Origin of the sequence: Bradyrhizobium sp. 197 (assembly GCF_023073375.1) — a bacterium.
GTDB lineage: Bacteria > Pseudomonadota > Alphaproteobacteria > Rhizobiales > Xanthobacteraceae > Bradyrhizobium.
The window spans coordinates 1-599 of sequence record NZ_JADPJJ010000147.1 but is presented as its reverse complement, the minus strand read 5'-3'; the positions used below and the strand labels follow the sequence as shown (position 1 = coordinate 599).

1 protein-coding gene is annotated in these 599 nt (G+C 64.8%); it reads right to left on the bottom strand.

The features are described 5' to 3' along the window. Positions 1 to 599: ATP-dependent DNA ligase (locus IVB27_RS34605; RefSeq protein WP_524536532.1), on the bottom strand; the 599-nt coding region annotated here is incomplete at both ends.

The following is a 599-nucleotide window of genomic DNA, read 5'->3' as shown; positions in this document are numbered from 1 at the left end:
CAACGGATCAAGCCGGTCGCGCAATTCGCGCGCGGTCGTCTCGGTGTAGCCGGTACGCACCTTGCCGGCGTAGAGCAGCTTGCCGTTCTGGCGCCGGCCGACGTAGAGCGAGGCGACCTTGCGCGGGCGCGCCCCTAGCTTCTCCACGAAGGCGACGATCGGAAAGGTCTCGCTCTTCTTGCACTTGAGCTTGATCCAGCTCTCTTGCCGCCCGGAGCGGTAAGGCTGGCCCAGCCGCTTGGCGACCAAGCCTTCCAGCCCCAGCTTGCACCCTTTCTCGAAGACCTCGTTGCCGTCGGCCGCAAGCGCCTCGACATAGATGAAGGTCTTTGGCGCGTCTCTCAGAAGGCGCTGCAGCAGGCGCTTGCGATCCTCATACATGACGCCACGCAGGTCATAGCCGTCGAGGTACAGGAGATCGAAGGCGTGGTAGCGCACACGCTCGCTGCGCTTTCGGCCGAGCTCCCGCCTGAGCTGCTGGAAGTCCGACAGGCCGCCACGGCCGTACACCACGGCCTCGCCGTCGATGATCGCACTGTTTGCCTTGAGTTGGTCGGCGCTCGCCGCGATCGAGGAGAATTGTTCGGTCCAGTCCAGGC